16 protein-coding genes are annotated in these 20,820 nt (G+C 60.7%); 9 read left to right on the top strand and 7 right to left on the bottom strand.

Features of this window, described 5'->3' with window-relative positions; translation table 11 throughout:
- The coding region (locus JNL55_RS32825) for a 2OG-Fe(II) oxygenase (protein WP_293864701.1) at positions 1–284 on the top strand (284 nt) is incomplete at its 5' end.
- A 52-nt stretch (positions 285–336) separates the two neighbouring features.
- Here JNL55_RS32825 and JNL55_RS32830 read toward each other — a convergent pair.
- The 5 genes from JNL55_RS32830 to JNL55_RS32850 form a co-directional block, all read right to left on the bottom strand.
- Positions 337–1,110 carry a hypothetical protein gene (locus tag JNL55_RS32830; RefSeq protein WP_293864704.1) on the bottom strand — a complete coding sequence of 258 codons (774 nt, stop codon included), beginning with the start codon at positions 1,108–1,110 and terminating at the stop codon, positions 337–339.
- A gap of 148 nt (positions 1,111–1,258) precedes the next feature.
- Positions 1,259–2,746, bottom strand: a complete 1,488-nt coding sequence (locus tag JNL55_RS32835) for a tryptophan halogenase family protein (RefSeq protein ID WP_293864707.1) — start codon at positions 2,744–2,746, stop codon at positions 1,259–1,261.
- 23 nt (positions 2,747–2,769) lie between these two features.
- Positions 2,770–3,792, bottom strand: coding sequence for a cupin-like domain-containing protein (locus tag JNL55_RS32840; RefSeq protein WP_293864710.1), 1,023 nt, complete (start codon positions 3,790–3,792; stop codon positions 2,770–2,772).
- Positions 3,789–4,526 carry a SapC family protein gene (locus JNL55_RS32845; protein ID WP_293864713.1) on the bottom strand — a complete coding sequence of 246 codons (738 nt, stop codon included), beginning with the start codon at positions 4,524–4,526 and terminating at the stop codon, positions 3,789–3,791. Before JNL55_RS32845 ends, JNL55_RS32840 begins: the two co-directional genes overlap by 4 nt.
- Positions 4,527–4,675: 149 nt before the next feature.
- Positions 4,676–7,825 carry a TonB-dependent receptor gene (locus JNL55_RS32850; protein WP_293864716.1) on the bottom strand — a complete coding sequence of 1,050 codons (3,150 nt, stop codon included), beginning with the start codon at positions 7,823–7,825 and terminating at the stop codon, positions 4,676–4,678.
- A gap of 475 nt (positions 7,826–8,300) precedes the next feature.
- On the opposite strand from JNL55_RS32850, the gene JNL55_RS32855 reads away from it, so the two are divergent.
- A complete protein-coding gene (locus JNL55_RS32855; RefSeq protein ID WP_293864719.1) occupies positions 8,301–9,068 on the top strand; it encodes a SapC family protein in 768 nt (255 codons plus the stop codon).
- A 165-nt stretch (positions 9,069–9,233) separates the two neighbouring features.
- Positions 9,234–10,340 carry a PilT/PilU family type 4a pilus ATPase gene (locus JNL55_RS32860; RefSeq protein ID WP_415923209.1) on the top strand — a complete coding sequence of 369 codons (1,107 nt, stop codon included), beginning with the start codon at positions 9,234–9,236 and terminating at the stop codon, positions 10,338–10,340.
- Between the two features lie 7 nt (positions 10,341–10,347).
- On the opposite strand, the gene JNL55_RS32865 is transcribed toward JNL55_RS32860, so the two are convergent.
- On the bottom strand, positions 10,348–11,763 hold the full coding sequence (locus JNL55_RS32865; RefSeq protein ID WP_293864725.1) for a cation:proton antiporter: 1,416 nt from the start codon (positions 11,761–11,763) through the stop codon (positions 10,348–10,350).
- 86 nt (positions 11,764–11,849) lie between these two features.
- On the opposite strand from JNL55_RS32865, the gene JNL55_RS32870 reads away from it, so the two are divergent.
- The gene (locus JNL55_RS32870) at positions 11,850–12,344 is read left to right on the top strand and encodes a DUF4112 domain-containing protein (protein WP_293864728.1); all 495 of its coding nucleotides are present in this window, start codon (positions 11,850–11,852) and stop codon (positions 12,342–12,344) included.
- Between the two features lie 3 nt (positions 12,345–12,347).
- Here the strand turns inward: JNL55_RS32870 and JNL55_RS32875 are convergent, their stop codons facing one another.
- Positions 12,348–13,148, bottom strand: coding sequence for a DeoR/GlpR family DNA-binding transcription regulator (locus JNL55_RS32875; RefSeq protein WP_293864731.1), 801 nt, complete (start codon positions 13,146–13,148; stop codon positions 12,348–12,350).
- A gap of 161 nt (positions 13,149–13,309) precedes the next feature.
- On the opposite strand from JNL55_RS32875, the gene JNL55_RS32880 reads away from it, so the two are divergent.
- From JNL55_RS32880 to JNL55_RS32900, 5 genes are read left to right on the top strand one after another with little or no spacing between them, the layout of a single operon-like run.
- Positions 13,310–16,111: a TonB-dependent receptor gene (locus JNL55_RS32880; RefSeq protein ID WP_293864733.1), complete on the top strand. Its 2,802-nt coding sequence runs from the start codon at positions 13,310–13,312 to the stop codon at positions 16,109–16,111.
- 31 nt (positions 16,112–16,142) lie between these two features.
- Positions 16,143–17,474 carry a glycoside hydrolase family 27 protein gene (locus JNL55_RS32885; protein ID WP_293864736.1) on the top strand — a complete coding sequence of 444 codons (1,332 nt, stop codon included), beginning with the start codon at positions 16,143–16,145 and terminating at the stop codon, positions 17,472–17,474.
- Positions 17,471–18,349, top strand: a complete 879-nt coding sequence (locus tag JNL55_RS32890; protein ID WP_293864739.1) for an EamA family transporter — start codon at positions 17,471–17,473, stop codon at positions 18,347–18,349. The genes JNL55_RS32885 and JNL55_RS32890 overlap by 4 nt, the downstream gene beginning before the upstream one ends.
- Positions 18,346–19,632 (top strand): D-tagatose-bisphosphate aldolase, class II, non-catalytic subunit, encoded by a 1,287-nt coding sequence (locus JNL55_RS32895; protein ID WP_293864742.1) that lies wholly within the window; start codon positions 18,346–18,348, stop codon positions 19,630–19,632. Before JNL55_RS32890 ends, JNL55_RS32895 begins: the two co-directional genes overlap by 4 nt.
- A gap of 6 nt (positions 19,633–19,638) precedes the next feature.
- A complete protein-coding gene (locus JNL55_RS32900) occupies positions 19,639–20,817 on the top strand; it encodes an SIS domain-containing protein (protein WP_293864745.1) in 1,179 nt (392 codons plus the stop codon).
- Positions 20,818–20,820: the final 3 nt, after the last annotated feature.

Here is a 20,820-nt window from a genome sequence, read left to right on the forward strand (position 1 = left end):
TGTACGGCGAACATGTGTTTCCGCTGCAGGTCGCTGTGCTGCTGTCCCAGCCTGGACGAGATTTTACCGGTGGCGAGTTTGTGCTCACCGAACAGCGACCCCGCATGCAGTCGCGTGCGGAAGTGGTGTCGCTAGAGCAGGGCGATGCCGTTGTGTTTGCCGTTCATCACCGACCGGTACAAGGCACGCGCGGCATCTACCGAGTGAACATGCGACACGGCGTGAGCCGCCTTCGCGGCGGCCGTCGCCATACGCTAGGCGTGATCTTCCACGACGCGACGTAGGCGTCGTGCTGCCAGTCATGCGCGGCCGTCGCGACGTCTCAATCTTCGGGCGTTATGCCGCGGCGGCTGGTCTGCTGGAATCTTTGAGTGCTGCTCTTGCCGAGGCGGGCTCAATCGTCTCGCCGGCGTCGCGGGCAATGGCGAGTAGCAGGCGAACGGCGTCACCGGGCTTCTTGTCGCTGCCGGCGGCGAGTTTCAACTTATGATGTTCGAAGGTCGCGCGCAGACCTTCAGCGGCAATCCTCAGCGCATCTTCAACGCCGCCTTGCTTCATTTCCGTGACGGTTTCGTCGGCTGCCTGACTCGCGCGAGTCAGCCAATCGAGCGTCTGTGTGCTCTGAGGACGAGCCAGGACCGGCGACCCGAACAACTTGGTGCCCACTGCATCGAACGCCTTTCGTTCGATGGCGGTCGCCTTGCCACCGTTAGCGAGGTTCAGCCACTCAGCCAGCGCGCTGGCGTGCTTGTGGAACGTCCGCAGCGACTGCCGCAGCTCGGCCTGGGCGTCGCCAGCCCGCAGGGCATGCTCACGACGGTAACGCTTGGCGAGACCAGCAACGTGCTCGACGAACTCGTCGGCGTCCTTGATCTCCCGAGCCACGGCCTCGAGCCGCTTACCCAGCTTCACGACCTTGGTCGGCGCAGCGTTGCGCTCGGCCGCCGGCCGAGCGGCGCCACTCTTGGCCGCTACGGGAGCCGGGCCCTTGGTCTTGGCCGCAACAGTCTTCGCCTTGGCAGCAGGCTTGGAAATCGCCGCAGCTGCTGGCTTGGCCGACGAATTGGCAGGCGACTTGGCGGACGGCTTAGCAGGCGATTTGGCAGGCATAGGTAAACAACGGCTGCATAGAAGGGCCGCTATTCTGCACCAAGCGAGCAAGTGATGCCGAGCCTGCGCTTCACACCTTGGCGTTGCCTGATCCCGAGAGCCCTATCTCATGCCGATCGGTGCGAGTGCGACAACCCCGAGCGCAGCGTTACGCCTCCATCCGGCAGTAGCTATTAATGAACTCCTGGTGCTTCGGCAGCCTCGCCACACTCTGCGCCACGCCCGCCTTCAACCCGTGCAGAACACGCGCTAACTCCTGGTCCTGCATGCCCCGAGGCAGCGGGTGATAGTGCTTGGGCACGACGCCCTGGCCGAGCAGCACCTGGATCCAGGAGTCCACCCGGAATAGCTCACCGTCGGCTTGATAGGCATGGCCGCCTTCCTGGAACAGCTCGATGCGCCGAGCCAGCGACTCAGGAATCTCCATCCCTCGGCAATAGCGCCAGAACGGCGAGTCATCGCGCTCGGTGGTGTGGTAGTGCAGGATGATGAAGTCGCGCACCTTCTCGAACTCGGCCTGCGACTCCTTGTTGAACTGATCGACGAACGCCGGCCGGATGCCATCGAAAGGAAACATCTGCATCAGTCGCGTGGCCGCGGTCATGATCAAGTGAATGCTGGTGGACTCCAGCGGCTCGATGAAGCCACTCGACAGTCCCACCGCCACCACATTCTTGTTCCACGTCTTCAACCGCCGACCCGGTTTGAACTTGAGCGTAAACGGCGGCCGCACCGGATTGCCGCTCACGGCCTGCATCAACTTCTGTTTGGCATCCTCATCGGAAATGTATCGGCTGCAATAGACGAAGCCGTTCCCCATCCGATGTTGCAAGGGAATCAACCACCGCCAACCTGCCTCGTGCGCGATGGCGCAGGTGTAAGGATTGGGCGGCGAGGTGATCTCGGTCTGCACGGCGGCGGCACTGTCGCAAGGTAGCCAGTGCGACCAATCTTCGAAGCCGGTGTGCAGCGTCTGTTCGCTGAGCAACGCGCGAAAGCCGGTGCAATCGATGAACAGATCGCCGGGCACCACGCGCTCGCCATCCAGCTGCAGCGATTCGACGAAGCCGGTGGTCGGATGTTGTCGTACGGATTTGATCTTGCCTTCGATGCGCTTCACGCCGTGGCCTTCAGCGAAGCGTCGCAGGAAGCGGGCATACGCCGAGGCGTCGATATGAAAGGCATAGTTGATATCGGACTGCGGCGAGGTACCGAACCGGCCTTGCTTGGCTGCGAGCCACTCGACGCAGTACTCGCCGAGCTCGGAGTTCAATCCCGAGCGCAGACCATGCAGCCAGAAATGATGAAACTCACACAACCAAGTCGACTTGCCGTGCCGGCCAAAAGGATGGATGTAGCGATCGCCGATCTGGCCCCAGTTCTCGAACCAGATGCCGAGCTTGAAGGTCGCGGACACCGCGCGCATGAACTCTTGTTCGTCGATGCCGAGTAGCTGATGAAAGACTCGAATCGGTGGCACGGTCGACTCGCCGACGCCGATGGTGCCGATCTCCTCGGACTCGACCAGCGTGATGTCGAGCAATTGTCCCAGCTGATGTGACAGCGCGGCGGCCGTCACCCAACCGGCCGTGCCGCCACCGGCGATAACCACTTTCCTCACCGGCGTCGCTGTCATGGTCGCTCCGAGGTTGTCGAATATCAGCGATTCAAATTGTTGAGCAGCATGGCCCGAATGCGCCGCGCGCTGCTGTCATCCAGAGGGCCGAGTGGGCCACGCGCTTGTTCGGGTAAGTGCTCGCCCGCGCGTTCCGCCGGGCCGAACACGTAGTAATCGAAAACATGCTTCCAAGCGCGCTTCTCGCGCTCCGGCCGGTCGCGTAGCGCCCAAAGCGCGTGATACAGCGTGTTCATCGGCGAAGGAATGAACTTCGGCGCCGAGCTCCACCAATAGTTGATCAGCGTGTTGAACGGACTCAGCGCTTCGACGTGATGCCACCACAAGCTTGGAATGTAGACCGCGTCGCCAGGCTCCACTTCAGCGTGCTGACCAGCAGCCAATGCGCGTCTGAAGCGAGGAAAGCGTTCGAAGTCCGGCTTGGCAAAGTCCACCAGGCTGATGGCTTGCCCACCGGGCGTTGGTTCCAGCGGACCGGGATACAGATTGTCGATCTGTTCCGGCGGAAACATCGTGAAGCGTCGCCGCCCGACAGCGCAGCACGCGAGGTTGTTGGGCGCGTCGTAGTGGCAGGATGCGATCGTGCGATTACCGATCCAGATGCTAGCGAGCGGCTCAATCTCATGTGCCGCGAACGGCAGATCGTTGTCACGCCGGAAGCCGGGCAGACAGGCATCGATGGTGGTGGAGGCGATGTAGTTGGTCGGTGGCCGATCGTCCTCGAGATGCTTTTCGATATCCATCAACACGTGATCCAGCGGCGCACGCTGGCTGAGGAAATTCAGCTGCGTGTAGTCCTCGTTATAGAACAGGCGGCCTTTGATCTGCGGATCGCCGCGCGAGGTGCCGACCGTCTTGCCGTTGTAGAACGAGCGCAGATAACTCATGGCCTCGTGGTGCGAGCGCAAGCCTGCCTGCACGAGCGGCCACTGCGAGACCAGGCCTTTGAGCACGATGGGCTCGTCGCTAGCCAGCAGTTCCGGCAGTGGTAACGTCTCGACCGTATAGCCGTGCAGCTCGCGAGTTTGTTGAGTGATGCCGGTCATGACGTTGCTGCCACCCGCACGCCATCTCGGCGCCGCCGATGTTTCATGTCGATCAGCTTCTTGACGTTGTTGAGCGAGGCGATCACCAGGAAGGCGCCTTGCAGGAAGCCGGCGTTGTTCAATTTGAACAAGGCGTCGCCGTCCAGCTTGCGGAGTTTGTCCTCGCTGATGGTGTACAGCCCGCGCAGGTTGAATTGTTCTTCCTCGTTGAACTTGATCTCGACGTTCACCGGTTCGATCAAGTCGTAGGCGTGGAATGCTTCAAACATGGCCTTGCTGACGGCCAAGCCCTGGTGGATGCCCTGCAGGATGGCGCCGATGCGGTCGAGGTAACGAGTGTTGCCGCCTTGAGGCAGGAACACCGGCTCGCCCTCGGTGCTACTGACACGAGGATTGTCCAGATCGATGTGGATGACCGGCGCCTTGCGCGACTCGCCATCCAATTCTTGGTTCTGAAAACCGATCAGGAACGGGCCGCGCGCGACGATGCCTGGGACATAGGCTGCCTGCCAGCCGTGCTCGTCGAGGAACAAATTCTCATCGGCTTGAAAGCCGAGCAGGGCGACGGATTGAAACTCGCCGCTGTGCGCGTCCTTGCGAAAGAAAATCGGGTACTCGCGCTGGACGTCGCCGTACTCGGTGGGGAAGGTGAGCACGGTGCCGACGTTGTCGCCGAACTGCGCACCGTAGCGTGCGATGACCCGCAAATCCTTGTGGGCGACGTTATTGAGCATGACATGCCTAGGCATATTTTTCCCTCGCGATCGGGCATCCTGCCACGACCCTCGGGCAGACAGCAAAAGGCGTGACTTTTGCTGTCTGCTCGTCCCCGCGGGGACGGAGTACATCCTTGTACCCAACATCCTTGTAGCCGAGGTCGTGGTCAGAATTTGTAACGCGCTCCCAAGCTATAGCGCGCCCCCTGGTCTTCCACATACCAGGGTTGATTGACCGAGCGGCCGTGCCAGCGGACATCCTGTTCGGTGAGGTTCAGGCCCTCCAGTGACAGCGACAGGTTCTCGTTCACCTGGTAACCGACGCTCAAGTCGATCTGGTAGTACTCCTCCACGTACTCGGGATTACGGAAGTTGCCGCGGTTGGTGTTTTGCAGGAACTCATCGCGCCAGTTGTAGGCCAGGCGCACCGAGAAGCCATAGTCCTCATACATCAAGATCAGATTGGCCGAGTCGCTCAGGCCGAGCAGGGCGAACTGATTGATGTTGGGATTGCCGGCATCGTTGAAGCTCACATCGCCTTTGACGATGGTGTAGTTGGCTTGGATGCCGAAGCCGCTCTGGCCGAAGAAGTGTTGGCCACCGAGTTCCCAGCCATGGATCTTGGCGTCCTTGTTATTGACCGGCCGGGTCACATTGAACTGATATTCCGGATCGGCCGCGGTCGGGTACAAGTCGTAGCGCGTGGCGAACGCCAGATGTTGGGCTTCAGTACCGGTGAAGTTGGCGGCACCGCCGGTCCAGGACGTGCCGTTGGCATCGGTGAAGGTGCCGGTGTTTTCCATCATCGCCATCATCACGAACAAGTTGGTGTCGTCCGTGGTGAAGTTTCGAGCCAGCAACTCGGCCCGTGCCGCTTGAGCGCGTGGCCCGGACGTTTGGTCGGTGATGCCGAACAGGCCTTGCGTGGTCACTTCCTGGCCGATGAAGTTGGCCACTTTCTTGTGGAAGAACCCAGCCGAAATGTAGCTGGCATCGCCCAGATACCATTCCACCGACAGGTCGATGTTGTCCGACTCCAGCGGCTCCAATTGAGTGTTGGAAGCCGTCGCCGTGGGCCGGAAGCCATTGATGGTCGAGCCTTGCGAGCCACCGACGTCCACCGCCGAGCGCAGTTGGTTGTATTGCGCGCGAGCGATGGTCTTACTGTAAGAGAAGCGCGCTTTGACGTTGTCCACCACTTCGATGTCGAAGTCGAGGTTGGGCAGCACGTGATCGTAATCGGCCTTTTCCTTCAGCGCCGTCATGCTCAGACCTTGCCACTCAGAGAAGTCGTTGTTGTCTTGCCAGATCAAACCGCGAGGAATGATCAGGTTCGAGACGGCTTCCACGTCGGTCTTCTCATAACGCACACCGACCAGGAAGTTGGCGCGCCGATCGAACAAGTCGCCGCTGATGCCGTACTGAACGTACGCGGCCGCCGTGTCTTCGGAGATGGTGTGGTCTTGGTCGAAGGCCGGGTTATACGACAACGTGCCGTTGGCCTGGCTGGCGTCACGCCACACGCCGTAACGATTCACCGCCCACTGCGCCAGCGCGTTCGCATTGCCTTTCCAGCCGGACAGCGGCACGCCGGCGGTGCTGAAGTCGTTGAACTGGCCGACGATGCTGAACGGTTGCAACAGCTCTCGCGGCAACTCGCCCGGGCGCGCGACACCCCAGTCGCCCAAGGTCATTTGCGCATTCGACGCGCGCTGATGCGATTCCATGGCACGCGTTTCGACACCGAATTGCACTCGACTGCCGTTGTCGAATTTCAGATTGCCGTTGATGCGCGCCTGCGTGATGTCGCTGGTCTGTTCTTGATAGTTGATGCGCAGGTACTGGCTACCCAAATGATCGGGCGTAAAGGCGAAGTTCGCATCGCCGCCTGTGCTCGGAGCGGTGGTGGTTGGATCGGCGTACAGCGTGCGCGTGGCTCGCGGCAACCCGTCGTTGAAGAAGAACGTTTGTACGAAACGATTACTGCAGTTGGTGCTGTTGACTGGCACGCACGTGCTCGGCACGCGCGCCGCAAAGCTGAACAGCGTTTCGCCGCCGCCGGTGACCGGATCGCTGGGCAAGCTTTCCATCTTGGAGTCGTGCACGTCCAGGCCCAGCGAGAATTTGTCGGTGACATGCCATTCGGCGTTGAACCCAATCGACTTGAGCTCGTTGGTTTGTTCGCGATGCTGTTGCTCGAAGCCGAAGTCCTTGGCAGTGCCTTCGTCCTCCTGCAGCACCAGCGGCGTGGCGACCGAGCGGCCGGTGTCGAACTCCACGTATCTATAGCGGTTCGCGTTCATCCACAGCGTTTGGTCGCCGCGATTCTCGATGAGATCCATTTCCGCGTAGGTGTAATCAGCGGTCAGCGTCAGCGTGTCGGTCGGTGCGAATTGCACGGTCAGCTGGGCGTTGGTGCGCTCACGTTCGCGATCGGAGAAGTGATAGCGAATGTCGTTCGGGATTGCATACAACGAGCCCACCGCCGGTGCATTGACGATGGTGGCGCCCGGCGCGAACTGAGTCGTTTGATTGGCCGGATCCCAAGTGCGGATGTTCCAGTCGTTGACGGTGGAGCTGGAGGAGCCGCTGTCGCGCTTCTGATAGCTCGCGGACAGGCCGACGCCCCAAGTCTTATCGTCGTTGGCAAAGCTGAAGATGCCCGACACTTCCGGCGTGACATCGTCGCCGGTGCGATTGGTGGTGTCGTTGACCGCTTTGACGCCGACTGTCATCACTGGTTCGTCGTTGTCGAAGGGGCGGGCGGTTCTGACGTTCAACGTGGCGCCGATGCCGCCGGTGGCGATGTCGGCGCGGCCGGTCTTGTATACCTCGATGGCGCTGATGCTTTCGCTCGCCAGGTTGGCGAAGTTGAAAGCGCGCGATTGTCCGGCGATGCCGCCGTCACCCGAGCCGCCGCCGGCGTAGGCGTCAGCCGCGGGCATGGTGCGTCCGTTCAACGTCACCATGTTGTATTGAGCGCCGAAGCCGCGAGCCGTGACCAACGCACCTTCGCCGTTGCGACGGTCGATGGAAATGCCGGTGATACGTTGTAACGATTCGGAAAGATTGGCGTCCGGAAATTTACCGATGTCCTCGGCGCTGATCGCGTCGACCACGCCGACCGCGTCGCGCTTCACGTCCATCGATGTTTCCAAGCTGGCCCTGAGACCAGTGACGACCACTTCTTCGAGTTCACCCGTCCCGGGTGTGGTGGCGGTTTGCTCGGCGGCGGCCTGCGCGTGTACGCCTTGCAGTGGCGTAACGGAGGCCAACGCCGCGGCAATAGCTACCGCGAGCCTGTTGTGTCTCATCATCGTGAATCCCCCTGATTTACCGAACGATCAATTCACTGCGTAGTTGCTCCAAGCTGTCTGTGGCGGGCGAGGGTGCAGATACCGCTACCATCACCACTGAAAAGTCATACGCATGTCTCGGCTCCCAGTGGCTGCTAGGGACCGGAGCGACGCTGCGACGACGGATAAAGCGGCCGGGCGAGCGCGTCGGCCGGCATGGAAATATCGAATCGGTGGGCTGGCCCCATAAACGGAGCCGAGCGGTCAGATGCCTCTGACATCGCTGTCAATTTGCGGTGCTGCTGTTGTCGTTCCGCCCTGTACGACACGAGGTTCCCCTACTGATACCGCTATCATTCTTGGCCATAAGATGATCCAGTCCGCGACGCTTTGCAACTCCCTTTGCAACGTGACGCGCCCCACAGTTCCAATTCAGCGTTGCCGCCCGCTTAGTAGCGGTGACAAAATCGCGCGCCTTCACTGAACTGGAAAGCTCATGACTGACGCCGCTGCTACGCCCGCCGCTGAACCGGCTTTGCCGATGTTTTATAAGAACCCGCAGCCGCTGGAGCCAGCGCGCCACGCTGCGGCCGGCTTGAAACCGCAGAGCGGCTTCAACTTTGCTGCCAATACCAATGCGTTGCCGCTGACGGCATCCGAAATGCCACACGCGGCGCGCACCTATCCCATCGTGTTCTCGGCGTCGGCGCCGACTGTGCCGTTCGCAGTCGTGGGCTTGCGCGATCATGAGAATCTGTTCGTCGATGCGTCGGGCACCTGGCGCGAAGACTCGTACATTCCCGCGTACGTGCGACGTTATCCGTTTATTTTCTCCGAGGTGCCGGAGTCGCAGAACCTGGTGCTGTGTATCGATGAGTCCGCGGACAACTACGACGCCAACTCGGCGCAGCCGCTGTTTGCCGCCGACGGCAAGCCCACCGAAGCTCTGCAACGCGCGATGCAGTTCAACGAAACGTTCCAGCAGCACTACATGGATACGCGACGCTTCGGCGAGTGGCTGGATCAGAACAACATGCTCGAAGATCGCACGGCTCGTGCCGATCTGGGCGGCGGTCAGACGTTCACGCTGCGCGGTTTCAGATTGTTGAACACCGAGCGTGCCCGTGCTCTGACCGACGAGCAGGTGCTGGATCTGCACAAGAAGGGCTGGCTGCCGCTGCTGCATTTCCATCTACAGTCGTTGCAGAACTGGGGCTTGCTGGGTGCGCTGACGCGTCGTCGCGGCGGTCTCAAACCGTCCTAAATCCGCTGTGAGGGTGGTTCTCCGCGCTACATAACGAGAACCACCCGTCATTTTTTTGCCGGCGACTTGGCTAGCATCAAACGCTTTGCGACCACTGCCGGGTGATCGATGGGCGCGTTGACCGAAGACCAAGCCAAGACCTATATCGTCAAGCTATTGACGGCCATGAGCCAGGCGGGCGGCTCGGATTTGTTCGTTTCCAAGGACTTTCCGCCCGCCATGAAGTTGCAGGGCGCGATGAAGCCCATGACCAACCAGAAGCTCACCGGCGAGGTGACGCGGGCGTTGGCCGAGTCGCTGATGAACGAGCGGCAGCGCGAAGAATTCAAGCGCGACCTGGAATGCAATTTCGCCATCTCCGTGCCCAACGTGGCGCGCTTCCGCGTCAACGTATTCGTACAGCAGCAGCACGTCGGCATGGTGATTCGAACCATCGCCAACGACATTCCCGACATGGCCAAGCTCGGGCTGCCCGAGACGTTGAAAGAAGTCATCATGACCAAGCGCGGCTTGGTGTTGGTGGTGGGCGCGACCGGCTCGGGTAAGTCCACGTCGCTGGCGGCGATGATCGATCATCGCAATCGCACTTCGGCGGGTCACATCGTCACCGTGGAAGATCCGGTGGAGTTCGTGCACCAGTCTCGGCAATCCTTGATCACGCATCGCGAAGTGGGCATCGACACGCACTCGTGGCACAACGCGCTCAAGAACACGTTGCGACAGGCGCCGGACGTGATTCTGATCGGCGAAATCCGCGACACCGAAACCATGGAACACGCCATCACCTTCGCCGAGACCGGGCATCTGTGCTTGGGTACGCTGCATTCCAACAGCGCCAATCAAACCCTGGATCGGATCATCAATTTCTTTTCCGAAGAGCGTCGCAAACAATTGTTGATGGATCTTTCCAGCAATCTGCGCGCGATCATTTCGCAGCGCCTGGTGCGGACGGCGGATGGCAAAGGCCGGCGCGCGGCGGTGGAAATTCTGCTGAACACGCCCATCATCTCGGACAAGTTGCTGAAGGGCGAATTCCACGAGATCAAGGCCATCATGGGCAAGTCCCAGGAACTGGGCATGCGCACCTTCGATGCATCGTTGTTCGAGCTTTACAACGAAGGCGTGATTTCGTTCGACGAAGCCATTCGTAACGCCGACTCGGCCAACGAGCTGCGCTTGAACATCAAGCTCAACGGCCGTCAGCCGGTGGCCGAAACCTTGTCGCTGGCGCCGAATCCGCCCGAGAAGAAAGACGACGCCGCGGCGGCCTGACGATGACTTACTGGGCTGAGTAGCTGCCGCCCGCGGGAGCTGGCTCGGCCTTGCGCCGGAACAGGGTCAGCAGCGGTCCGGTCATGAACGTAGTGACCAGCGCCATGATGACCAGCATGGTGAAGATGGCCGGCGACAGAATTCCCAAGTCGTAGCCGATATTCAGCGCGATCAGTTCCATCAGGCCGCGGGTATTCATCAGCGCGCCGAGCTGCAACGATTCGTTCCACTTCATGCCGGTGATGCGGGCTGCAATAGCGCTCGCGCCGAGCTTGCCAGCGGTGGCGACCGCGATGATCAGCAAGCACAGCAGAAAGCTGTTGGCGTCATCGAGCAAGCCGACTTGAGTGCGCAGGCCGGTGAAGGCGAAGAACAAAGGCAGCAACAACACCGAGCTGAATTTTTCCACGCGCGCCCGAATGCGCTCACGGAAGCCTTCGGCGTTGGGCATCACGGTGCCGGCGAGGAACGCGCCGAACAGCGCATGAATGCCGATGACCTCGGTGCTCAGTGCAGAAGCCAGCACGATGCAAACTATCACCGCCAAGGTGCTGTTCGAAGGCTCAGCCTCGGTCAAACGCTTCTGGCCAAGCCAATGGGGCAGGGCACGTCGCACCACCAACGTCATGATGGCGATCAATAGGCCGACCAGCGCCAACGCCAGCGCTGCGCCGGACAGGCTGGAGGATCGAACGATTGCGACCACGAACGCGAGAATGCTCCACGCCGTCACATCGTCCACGGCCGCGCAGGTGATGGCGGTGGTGCCCAGCGGAGTTCGCAGCAGGCCGCGCTCCTGAAGAATTCGCGCCAGCACTGGAAACGCGGTGATGCTCATGGAAATGCCCATGAACAGTGCAAAGCCGACGAACGAGGCGGCCGGGCCGGCGTAGTCGACGAACAGGAAATACGCGAGCGTCACACCCATCACGAACGGCACTACGATGCTGGCGTGGCTGACGGCAACCGCCGTCGGTGCTTTGTTTCGGGCGTGCGAAAGATTCAGTTCCATGCCCACCGAAAACATGAACAGACAGATGCCGATCTGGCTCAGCAAGCGCAAGGCGCCGAGCGAATCGACGGGGAACACGAACGCAAAAGCGGCGGGCGCGACCCAGCCGAACAACGACGGTCCCAGCAGAATGCCGGCGGTCATCTCACCGACCACCGCCGGCAGGCCGAAGCCAGTGAACACCTGGCCGAGCAGCCGGGCCGCCGCGATGATGACCAGCAACTGCACGAACAAATGGCTGAGCGGATGATCCAAGTTGGCCAGCAGTGTGGCCCAAGGGGCAGTCGCCTGAGCTTCCGGTGGCACATGTGCACTGGGCAACGCGCTGCCCCAGTGCAGCAGGGCGGCGATGGCACCTCCGGCCAGGAGCAGGGTCAATAGATAGACCGACAGCGGCTTGAGCATTTTCATGGCGCGATAGTGTAGCGGCTGGATTGCGTCGTGGTCGCAGGCAGTTTCAATCGGAACCGGCTCCCTTCATAGGCGTTCTTCGACACATGAAAACCGTCAGTGGCACCCTCATCACCGCCCGAGAGCGCGACCAGGCCGAGCGCACCCAGCGCTTGCGGGCGCTGGCTTGGTTGATGGACAACTCCATTCCACTGCCCGGCGGTCTGCGTATCGGCATCGATGCCATCATCGGCCTGGTGCCCGGCATCGGCGATGCCATCGGTGCGTTGATCTCGGCCTACATCATCAACGAGGCACGTGCCATGGGCGCGCCACGCAGCGTGCTGCTGAGGATGATGAGTAACGTGATGCTCGAGACCGTGATCGGCGCGGTGCCGCTGGCCGGCGATGTGTTCGACGCCGCGTTCAAGGCCAACACCCGCAACCTGGCGTTGCTGGCTCGCTATCAGCTCGATCCCATGGGCAGCCGGCGGGGCAGTCGCTGGTTCGTCGCTGGGTTCTTCGCGCTGTTGCTGGTGTTGATCGTGGTGCTGATCGCGATTCCGGTGCTGGTCATTCTCGGCATCGCGCAGTTGTTCTGACCTTTAAACCAGGCGCACGTCGACGCCTTGCGCGCGAATGGCTTCGATGCAGGCAGCATCGGCCGCGTCGTCGGTAATCAAGATGTCCATTTGATCCACCGGCGCAATCACCGACAGATTCCGACGTAACAACTTCGACGAATCCGTGACCGCGATCACTCGCTGCGAGATGCGGATCATCTGCGCATTCAATTGGGCTTCCAGCACATACGGTGTCATCAAGCCGATCTGCGGATCCAAACTGTCGACGCCCAAGAACAATAGATCGGCATGCAGCGTGCTCAGCGCTTGCTCGGCCTGAGGGCCGGACAGCGAGAACGATTTCTGGAGTAACACGCCGCCTGGAATGATCACGTTCACGTGCGATGAGTTCGCCAGCAGCACCGCGATATTCAGTGCATTGGTAATCACGTTGATGGACGCAAGCTTGAGCGTCCGAATTTGTTTCGCAATCTCGGCAGTGGTGGTGCCTGAATCCAGAATCACGGTTTCGCCGTCGCGAATCAGCTCGGCAGCGGCGGCGGCGATACGAATCTTCTCCGACCGATGCAATGTTTGTTTGACGTTGATGGGCAGCTCGTCGCTATCGCCACGAGGCAACGCGCCGCCGTGAGTGCGAACCACCACGCCCATTTGCTCCAACGCCGATAAGTCGGTGCGAATGGTGACGGCGGAGACGCTGAAGCTTTCGGCAAGCTCGGCCACCGAGCCTTGGGTATTCGCTTCGATGAGCCCGCGAATACGACGGCGGCGCTCTTCCATCGACAATGCGTTGCTGCCGGCGCGTGAGTTGGTTCTGGCCATGGGTGCTTGAGATTGGGCTTTCGTTTACGGTACGAACGAAAGCATAACCCATTTATTCTTGCGGTGAAATGACAAACGAAAGTAAACGAAAGTTTCTTGTGCTTTCGAAAGTCGTCGCATAGGATGACCCCGCCTGGCCTTAAAAGCATGCGGTGGAGCCCATGTCTTACACATATAAAGCCGTCTCCTTAGCCCTCATCGGTCTGACGCTCGGCGCCTCGGCGCTGGCTCAAGAGGCGAGTCAGGAATCCGACTCCGACCGGCTCGAAGAAATTGTGGTCACCGGCACGCGCGCCGCATTGGCCGAATCGCTCAGTCGCAAACGCGATGCGCCGGTCGTGCAGGATTCTATCGTCGCCGAAGATCTCGGTCGCTTCCCGGACGACAACGTCGCCGACTCGCTTTCTCACATCACTGGCATCACGCTGCAACGAACCCGTGGCGGTGAAGGGCAGTACGTGAACGTGCGCGGCCTCGGGCCGGAGTTCAGCATCGTCACATTGAATAATCGCATTCTCGCCACCGATGGCGACGGTCGCGAGTTTGCGTTCGATGTGTTGCCGTCCGAAGTAATTTCCGGCGCGGACGTATTCAAGTCGGCCACTGCGGTCAATCTGGAAGGCAGCATCGGCGGCGCCATCAATCTCAGCTCGGCGCGACCGCTGGATCGGCCGGGTCTGCGCACGTCTTTATCCGTGGAAGGCGACTACAGCGATCTTTCCGAGAACTCGGGCTACAAAGTCAGCGGCGTATTCAGCGACACCTTCGCCGAAGATCGTATGGGCATCATGCTCACGGCTGTGTATCAGGATACGGAGGTGCGCTCGGACGCCGTGCACGAGTTCTATATCACGCCCGATTCGCCGGGCGCCTTCGATGCCAACGGCGACGGTGAAATCTCCGCGGCGGAAAGCGATTTGCTCGGGCTGTGCTGCACCAGTTTCGGCACTCGTATTCAGGACAAGAAGCGCAGCGGTGTCACCGCCGTGTGGCAATGGCAGGTCAACGACAGTCTGCAAATGACGGTGGATGGCATGTTCACGCGACTGGATGCGCCGACGGTCGGTTATCACCAGTCCTACTACGTCGAGGACTCCATCCTGGACGAAGACGCCGGCCTGCACCGTTGGAGCGATGTGAACATCCGCGACCATTGGGTCACAGGCATGAGCATTGCGGAGCTGATTCCCGAGATTTCCACCATCACCGAGCATCGCGTCGTCGATACCACGCAGTTCGGTTGGAACGCGGTTTGGCAGAGCACCGATAGCTTGAAGTTCACGTTCGATGCCTATCAATCCAAAGCCGAACGTGATTCGGGCGGCAAGGACACTTGGATGGTTTCCGGCATCGGTGGCAGTCACACCGGCCGCGTCGACATGAACAGCGGTGGCTTGCCCAACATCAGCGTGACGTTGGAAGACGGGCGCGATCTCGCCACGGCTTTGCAGAACGGTGCCCTCGGCAACGCCGACTATGGTTTGCATTACATTGGTTTGTCGGGCACGGATGTGACCGACGAAGTCACCGGCCTTTCCATCGGCGGTGAGTTGCAGCTGCAGTTCGGCGCGTTGCAGTCGTTGCAGTTCGGTGTCGCCGGCACTGAGCGAGCAAAGACGCGCAACACCTTTGAGAACGACACCAACGGCGGCTCCTGCCAGTACTGCAACATGTACGACACGACGTTCCAGAGCCTTGGCGCCAACGTCGTGCGCTCGGTGTCCTTGCCCAATTTCATGCGCAATGCTGGCGGCAGTTATCCGCGGCGCTTCGTATCGTTCGATGCCAACGCCTACCTGAATGCGCTACGCGCGCTCGATGGTCAGCCCATCCTCGACGAGCATGGTGACCCCACGGGCGATGTCTACGACGCGTCGTTGACCGCGCCAGCGTTCAATCCGGTGCAGTCTTACGATGTCGAGGAAGACACCGTCGCGCTCTACTTGAATGCCAATCTGAAGGGCGATGCCTGGTTCGCCAGCGCCGGTGTGCGGTGGGTGTCCACCGATACGACGGCCAAGACCGCGGTTGATAGCATTGTGTTCGTCGACGATCCGACGCCGGAGGTGCCTACCTCCAGCCCCGATATCACTTATAGCGCAGCCGAGCCGCTGACTCAGAAGGGCAGCTACAGCAAGCTGCTGCCGTCCTTCAATGTGGGCTACTGGCTGCGCAGGGATTTGTTATTGCGAGTGGCTGCGGCCAAAGTCATGGCACGCCCTTCATTGAATCAGCTCGCGCCCACGCGTATCGACAATACGCTCGACCGCACCTACCTGGTCATTTACGACGGCAACGCGGATCTCAAGCCAGTTGAAGCAGATCAGGCGGACCTGTCGGCCGAATGGTACTTCGCCGACAAGTCGGTGTTGAGCGGTGCGCTGTTCTGGAAACACATCACCGGCTTCATCACTTCCGAGTTGCAGGAGAACATCGACATCGGCGTGGTCGGCAACATCGGTGGCGCTGGCGAGGCGCCGGTGTTGTACGACGTGAGCCGGCCGATCAATGGCGACAAGGCCAAGGTGCTGGGTGTGGAACTCGGGCTCCAGCACTTCTTCGACAACGGCTTCGGGGTGCGAGCCAACTACACCTATACCGACACCAAGGCTTACGTCGGCGGCGTGCATGTCGGGCCGCTGGAGAATGTTTCCGAGTCCGCCTATTCGGTGGCGCTCATGTTCGAAAACGATCGCTGGGATGTGCAACTCGCCGCCGACTACAGCGGCAAGTACACCGAAGTCAGCGACTCGGTGGCGGACTTGTCGCAAGAAGGCGAGCCCATCACCTGGGTGACGGCGTCGGTGGCTTATAAGATCACCGACGGCTTGAGCGTTTCGCTGGAAGGGCGCAACTTGTTGGATGAGTACTACGTCGCTTATCTCGGCGGCCGCCGCGACATGCTGGCCGGCTTCGAGACCTGGGGACGGTCGTATCTGCTGGGCGCGAGTGCCAAGTTCTAAGCCTGGGCCAAATTCCAAGAAAGGAGCCTGCGTGGTCGATCAATTGCAACGTCGCCGCTCGACTGGCCTTGTCTGGCTGTTCGCAGCCGTCTTGGTGGCATTTGCCACTGCGATATCGGCGGCGCAGCCGGCGCCGGCGGCTAAGAGCAACGGTTTGGCACAGACACCGCCGGTGGGCTGGAGCAGCTGGAACCAGTTCGGCGACGACATCAATGAGCAACTCGTGATCGAGAGCATCGACGCGATGGTTTCGAACGGCATGCGCGACGCTGGCTACGTGTACGTCAATCTCGACGACGGCTGGCAACGCTACAAGGGTAAGCGCAGCGATCATCCGCTGGAGTTTGATCCGAAGAAATTCCCACGCGGCATCAGCTACCTCGCCGACTACGCTCACCAGCGGGGCATGAAGCTCGGCATCTACTCCGGCCCGGGACAAACGACTTGCGCCGGCTATACGGGCAGTGAAGGTCACGAAGCCGAAGACGCCAAGATGTTCGCGAGCTGGGGGGTCGACCATCTCAAGTACGACAGCTGCTGTTCGCATCGAGACGCGCCCAAGGACGAGCTGCAGAAAATCTTTCGCACCATGTCGAATTCGCTGATGGCGCAGAAGCGCGGCATCGTTTTGCACGCGTGTCATTGCGGTTGGGGCGACATCTGGGAATGGGCTGCGGCGCTCGGCGTGAATCACTGGCGCATCGGCCAGGACATCTCGGACGACTTCAACTATCCGGGCAATCGCGAACAATATTATTTCGACGTGCTGGATCAATTGGATCGCGGCGTCGGGCTGGAGAAGTACTCCGGGCCAGGGCACTGGAACGACTACGACATGCTGATCGTCGGTCTCAATGGCAAGAGCGGGCAGCTGGTCGGTACCGGCGCGTCCAACATCGAGTATCGAACTCATTTCAGCTTGTGGTCCATGGTGAACTCGCCGCTGCTGGTCGGGGCAGACGTGCGCAAGCTCGACGCTTACTCGCTCGAGACGCTGACCAATAAAGAAGTGCTGGCGCTCAATCAAGATCCTGCCGGCAATGTAGCGCAGAAGGTGCGCGACGACGGCGATCTCGAAGTGTTCGCGAAAGAGCTTGAAGACGGTAGTCATGCGGTGCTGTTACTGAACCGAGGGGCCGCGACGGCGACCATGACGTTCAGCCCGCGCGCTGATTTGCAGGTGCCGATGGATCGCTACACCGTCCGCGACTTGTGGCGTCACCGGAGTCTTGGCACCTACGACATTCCATTCACGGCTGAAGTGCAGAGTCACGAAGCGCGTGTGTTTCGGATTCGTCAATTGTCGACCAGCGTGAACGGTCGCTCTTCGCTCGACGGGCCGGAGCCAGAGTCCGCCCAATGAATGCCTGGTTACTCTACGCGTTGAGCACACTGCTTCTGTGGGGAGTGTGGGGGGCATTCGCCGGTCTGCCGAGCGCCAATGGCGTGCCGGAGACGCTCAACTATGTCGTGTGGTCGCTGACGATGATTCCGCCTGCGCTGGTGGTGCTGAGTCGGAGCGGGCAGCCGCTGCTGCGTGATCGGCGCTCGGTGCTACTGGGCCTGAGCATCGGCTTGTTGGGCGCCGGCGGACAACTGTTGTTGTTTCATGCGGTACGCGTCGGCCCGCCTTACCTGATCTTTCCCATCATCTCTTTGTCGCCGGCGCTGACCATTCTGTTGTCGTTTGCTCTATTGCGTGAGCGAACCGGGTGGCTCGGCATCGTGGGCATCGTGATGGCGCTATTGTCGTTGCCTCTGTTCGACTACCGCGCCGATGGTGAGCCGACGGGTTACGGCAGCTGGTTCTTCATGGCGCTCGTGATCTTGGCCGCGTGGGGCGTACAGGCTTATGTGATCAAACTCGCCAATGCCAGCATGGATGCCGCCAGCATTTTCTTTTACATGATGTTGAGTGGCCTGTTGTTGAGTCCGCTGGCCATTGCGATGACGGATTTCTCGCAGCCCATCAACTATTCCTTGGACGGTCCGGGGTTGGCGGCCGTCATTCAACTGTTGAATGCGATTGGCGCGCTGACCTTGGTGTTCGCGTTCCGGTACGGCAAGGCCATCATCGTTTCGCCGCTGGTGAATGCCGGTGCGCCACTGTTGACTGCGTTGTTGTCGCTGTTGCTGGCGGGTGCCATGCCGGGGCCGTACAAGATCGCAGGCATCGCGCTCGCGTTGACGGCCGCGTTGCTGCTGGCAGTGCAGCCCGAGGAGTCGACGCAGCGATGAAAACGTTGCTCGACATCGTGGCGCGACACAAACGGGGCGAGCAGGCCGGTGTGTACTCCTTGTGCTCGGCTCATCCACGAGTTATTGAAAGCGCCATGCGTGAGGCGAGAGCGTGCAACGCGCCGCTGCTCGTCGAGGCTACGTCGAACCAAGTGAATCAATTCGGCGGCTACACGGGCATGACACCTGCAGATTTCCGTCGCTTCGTGTTCGATATCGCGAACCGGGTCGGGTTTCGTGAAGAACGGCTGTGGCTGGGCGGCGATCATCTAGGCCCGAATGCTTGGCAGAAGGAACCTGCCGATGTGGCGCTGGCCAAGTCTGCTGAAATGATTCGCCAGTACGTCGTCGCTGGCTTCCGCAAGATTCATCTGGATTGTTCCATGGCCTGCGTTGGTGATCCGGAGCCGCTGCCCGAAGCGCTGATCGCGCGTCGAGCTGCAAGGCTCTGCGCGGTTGCCGAAAACGCGTGGCATGAGGCGGGTGGCGAGCCCCCGGTCTATGTCATTGGCACCGAAGTGCCGGTGCCCGGTGGCGCGACTGAAGATCTCGGCGAGTTGCAGGTCACCAGTCCAGACGCGGCCCGCGCGACGATTCGCGCACATCAGGATGCGTTCGCGGAGCATGGGCTCGAGGCGGCCTGGTCGCGAGTCATCGCGTTGGTGGTGCAGCCCGGTGTCGAGTTCGATCATCACAAGGTCATCGACTATCGACCCACCAAGGCTGAGGCCTTGAGTGCCTTCATTGCTCGCGATTCGCAATTCATTTTCGAAGCCCATTCCACCGACTATCAAACAGCCACGAACCTGCAGGCGCTGGTGCGCGATCACTTTGCGATTCTAAAAGTGGGGCCGGGCGCGACCTATGCGCTACGTGAAACGCTTTGGGCGCTGGCGGCGATAGCTCATGAGCTGCCCGGCGCCGCTGGTGAGGAAGACTTGCGCAGCGTTGCGATCGAAGTGATGCGCAATGATCCACGCCACTGGCGCAACTACTATCACGACGCCGCACGCGAGTCGCTCGATCTGCAATTCAGTCTTAGCGATCGCATTCGTTACTACTGGCCGCATCCTAGGGTGAAGCAGGCGTACGAAGCGCTACTAGACCGGCTGCGAAATGTGTCGCTGCCGCTGACGTTGTTGAGCCAATTCATGCCTCAGCAATACGAAGCCGTGCGCGCCGGGCGTTTGTCGGCCCACGTGGATGAGCTGCTCAATGAAGGCATCGCCGCGGCGCTGCGCCCTTACATGCGCGCCTGCGGTGTGCCCGGTTCTCAGGAGTAAGAGTCAATGGCGACTGATTTTCCCGGCGTGGGGCAGGCAGAGCTGCAAGCCCGCGGCGCCGAATGGACGGCGCGAGAGATTGCGCAGCAGCCGTCCGTTTGGCCGCAGGTCGAACAGCTGGTGGCCGGGCAACGTGCGCAGCTCGATATTTTCTTGCAGCCGCTATTGGCTCGGAGTGATTTGCGAATCGTGCTGAGCGGTGCGGGCACGTCTTCGTTCATTGGCGATTGTTTGTTGCCGGCACTGTCGGCTCGGTTGCAACGTCGCGTCGAGTCCATTGCGACGACCGAGCTGGTCAGCGGACCGCATCTGCGCTTTCAGAGCGATGTGCCGACGTTGCTGGTGTCGTTCGCGCGTTCCGGGAATAGTCCAGAGAGTATTGCGGCGGTGGAGTTCGCCGAGCGCGCGTTGGCTGACGTGCATCACCTGATCGTGACTTGCAATGTCGATGGCGAGCTTGCCAAGCGTGCGAGAAATCTCGGCAGCGCACACACCATTGTTCTGCCTGAGGTAACGCATGATCGCGGTTTTGCGATGACGTCCAGCTTTACCTCGATGTTGCTGACTGCGGCCTTAGCGTTCGGAGCCGTGCGGCCAGAGGCGATCTCAGCGCTCGCCACTTCAGTGAGTACGGTTCTGCAGCGGGCCTGGCCAGTGGTGCAACGGTTCGTTGCGCGAGAGTTTCAGCGCGTCGTCTATTTGGGTAGCAATGAGTTGCGTGGGCTGGCGTCTGAGGCGGCTTTGAAGTTGCTCGAGTTGACGGATGGGCGTGTGGTCGCGCTGGCCGACTCGACGCTCGGGTTTCGACACGGCCCCAAGACGATTATCAACGACCGTACGTTGGTGGTCGTCATGCTCTCGAATGATTCTTATACCCGTGCCTACGATCTCGAACTTCTTGCGGAACTTCGGCGTGACGCCCGCGCCGGCGCTATCCTGGCGCTCAGTGGCAGCCATGCCGGCCTGCCGGAGGGCGACAACGTGATCTATGACGGATTACGCGATGCCAGCGACTTGGAACTCGCCTTGGCGCATATCGCGGTCGGCCAGACTTACGCGCTGTTACAGTCGCTAGCCTTGGGTTTGACTCCGGATCGTCCGAACGCTGCCGGCGTGGTCAATCGGGTGGTGCAGGGAGTGAACATTCATCCTTGGTCGGGACAGCGCGATGTTTCTCGGCGTTGATGG

Source organism: Steroidobacter sp., assembly GCF_016790065.1.
In the GTDB taxonomy this organism is placed as follows: Bacteria; Pseudomonadota; Gammaproteobacteria; order Steroidobacterales; family Steroidobacteraceae; genus Steroidobacter.